General features: G+C 71.0%; 3 protein-coding genes. 2 read left to right on the plus strand and 1 reads right to left on the minus strand.

Annotated elements, in window-relative coordinates; translation table 11 throughout:
- Nucleotides 1-1147 (plus strand): PLP-dependent aminotransferase family protein (locus tag G3N94_RS40550; protein WP_205799793.1); only part of this gene is annotated, 1147 nt, incomplete at its 5' end.
- 115 nt (nt 1148-1262) lie between these two features.
- On the opposite strand, the gene G3N94_RS40555 is transcribed toward G3N94_RS40550, so the two are convergent.
- Nucleotides 1263-2099: a DMT family transporter gene (locus G3N94_RS40555; protein WP_205799794.1), complete on the minus strand. Its 837-nt coding sequence runs from the start codon at nt 2097-2099 to the stop codon at nt 1263-1265.
- 113 nt (nt 2100-2212) lie between these two features.
- Here G3N94_RS40555 and selD point away from each other — a divergent pair.
- The coding region (selD, locus tag G3N94_RS40560) for a selenide, water dikinase SelD (RefSeq protein ID WP_205799795.1) at nt 2213-3035 on the plus strand (823 nt) is incomplete at its 3' end.

The following is a 3035-nucleotide window of genomic DNA, read 5'->3' on the forward strand; positions in this document are numbered from 1 at the left end:
CGACGGCGCCGGCGTATCGAAGCGGCAGGGCGGCGCGTTCATGCCGGGCGTGCCCGATGTGTCGCGATTTCCCGCGCGCGTGTGGACGCGGCTGCACAACAAGTACTGGCGGCGCTTGCGCCCGGACCTGCTGACCTATGCGCCGGGCGGCGGGCTCGCGCTGCTGCGCGAGACGCTGGCCGACTACCTGCGCACGTCGCGCTCGGTGCGCTGCACGCCCGAGCAGATCGTGATCACGACCGGCATTCATCAGTCGATCGACCTCGCGGTGCGGCTGTTGACCGACCCGGGCGACGCGATCTGGACCGAGGATCCGTGCTACTGGGGCGTGCGCAGCGTGCTGAACGTGTCGGGGCTGACCACGCGGCCGATTCCGGTTGACGACGAAGGGATCGCGCCGTCGGCCGCCGATCTCGCCGAGCCGCCGAAGCTGATGCTCGTCACGCCGTCGCACCAGTATCCGCTCGGGATGGTGATGAGCCTCGCGCGGCGGCGGATGCTGCTCGAATACGCGCGCCAGCACGGCTGCTGGATCATCGAGGACGACTACGACAGCGAATTCCGCTACGGCAGCCGCCCGCTCGCGTCGCTGCAGGGGCTCGACACGTCCGGGCAGGTGATTTATGTCGGCAGTTTCGGCAAGACGCTGTTCCCGGGGCTGCGGGTCGGCTATCTCGTCGCGCCCGAACCGCTCGCGGAAAGCTTCGCGACCGCGAGCGCGGAGCTGTATCGCGAAGGGCAGTTGCTGCAGCAGGCCGTGCTCGCGGAGTTCATCGCGGAAGGGCATTTCGTGTCGCACATCCGCAAGATGCGCACGCTGTACGGGCAGCGCCGCGAGGTGCTGCTCGACGCGGTCGCGCAACGCTATGGCGACACGTTGCAGGCGCTCGGCAGCGATGCGGGGCTGCATCTCGTCACGCGGCTGCCGGACGGCGTCGACGATCGCGCGGTCGCGCAGGCCGCGCTCGCGCGCAATATCGTCGTGCGGCCGCTGTCGGGCTATTACGCGGACCGCGAACGCGCGTCGTCGGGGTTGCTGCTCGGCTATGCGTGCGTGCCGGAGGACGAGATCGCGCCGGCGTTCGCGACGCTCGCGGAGGCGATCGACGAGCGGGTGTTCGGCGGCGCGGCAGTCATCGCCGCGTGACGGCGGCGCCGGCGCGGCTCGCGGCGGCTGGTCATCGATCCATGCCGCTACGGTCGAGGTCGACATGGCTGCGCGCGACAGCGAGCGCAGCGGTGACCCTACCGAGGTAGCGGCGTCACAACCGGATCATCGCCGCACCCGCGACCACCAGCGCGCACGCGACGAGCCGCTGCGCGCCGGGCCGCTCGCGCATCGCGAGCCAGCCGATCGCGACCGCGAAGATCGAGCTCGTCTCGCGCAGCGCCGACACGGTCGCGACCGGCAGGTGCCGGTACGCGACCACGACAATCCCGTAGGCGACGAGCGAGATCGTGCCGGCCACGATGCCCTGGCGGACCGCGCCGCGTGCGCCGAACACGGCGCGCGGGCCGCCGCGCACCGCGCAGATGAGCGCGATCTGCGGCACGCTCCACAGCAGGTACACCCACGCGACATAGCCGAGCGCGTTGCCGGCGACGCGCGCGCCGATGCCGTCGCAGACCGAATACGCGGCGATGAACACGCCGGTGAGCAGCGCGTACGGCACGCTTTCGCCGGAGAACCGGAACCCGCGCCGCAGCGCGAGCGACATGATCCCGAACGACACGAGCGCGACGCCCGCGAAGCCGAACGGCGTCGGCCGCTCGTGCAGGATCGCGAGCGCGAGCACCGCCACGAGCAGCGGCGACAGGCCGCGCGCGATCGGGTAGATCTGGCCGAATTCGCCGCTGCGGTACGCGCGCGCGAGCGTGAAGCAGTACGCTACTTCGAGCGCGGCGGACGCGGCGATGTACGGCCACGCGGCCGGTTCGGGCGCCGGCAGCAGCGCCGCGCCGGCGACGCCGAACGCGAAATACGGCAGCGACATCGTGCCGAGCTGCGCGAGCCGGTCCTCGCTGACGTGAAGGAACGCGTTCCAGACGGCATGCAGCAGCGCCGAGCACAGCACGAGGCCGATGAACAGGTGATCCATGTGAGATGGCGGACGACGGGGGCGGATGGAGGCAGCGCCGTCATTATGTGGCGGCCGGCACACGGACGCAGAATTGTCGATAATAGAACGTTGTTATTCACCGGATGCCGACGATGACCGAAGCCACCCAAACCCCGCCCGCCGCTCCCCGCCTCACGAGCCTGTCGCACGGAGGCGGCTGCGGCTGCAAGATCGCGCCCGGCGTGCTGTCCGAGCTGCTGAAGCGTGCGACGCCGCCCGCGCTGTTCCCGGATCTGCTCGTCGGCACCGAAACCGCCGACGATGCCGCGGTTTACCGCTTGAACGACGAGCAGGCGATCGTCGCGACCACCGATTTCTTCATGCCGATCGTCGACGATCCGTTCGACTTCGGCCGCATCGCGGCGACCAACGCGCTGTCCGACGTCTACGCGATGGGCGGCAAGCCGCTGCTCGCGCTCGCGCTGGTCGGCATGCCGATCAACGTGCTGCCGCACGAGACGATCGCGGCGGTGCTGCGCGGCGGCGAATCCGTGTGCGCGGAGGCCGGCATTCCGGTCGCGGGCGGCCATTCGATCGACTCGGTCGAGCCGATCTACGGGCTTGCCGCGATCGGCGTCGTGCATCCGTCGCGCGTGAAGCGCAATGCGGCCGCGCGCGCGGGCGACGTGCTCGTGCTCGGCAAGCCGCTCGGCGTCGGCGTGCTGTCCGCGGCGCTGAAGAAGAACCAGCTCGACGACGCCGGCTATGCGCAGATGATCGCGACGACGACCAAGCTGAACCGGCCGGGCACCGAGCTCGCCGCGCTGCCGGGCGTGCACGCGCTGACCGACGTGACGGGCTTCGGCCTGCTCGGCCATGCGCTGGAGCTCGCGCGCGGCGCGGGGCTGACCGCGCGCGTGAGCTATGCGTCGCTGCCGTGGCTCGCGGGCGTCGAGGCGTTCGCGGAGGCCGGCG

It is taken from the genome of Burkholderia sp. Ac-20353 (assembly GCF_017104785.1).
GTDB lineage: Bacteria > Pseudomonadota > Gammaproteobacteria > Burkholderiales > Burkholderiaceae > Burkholderia.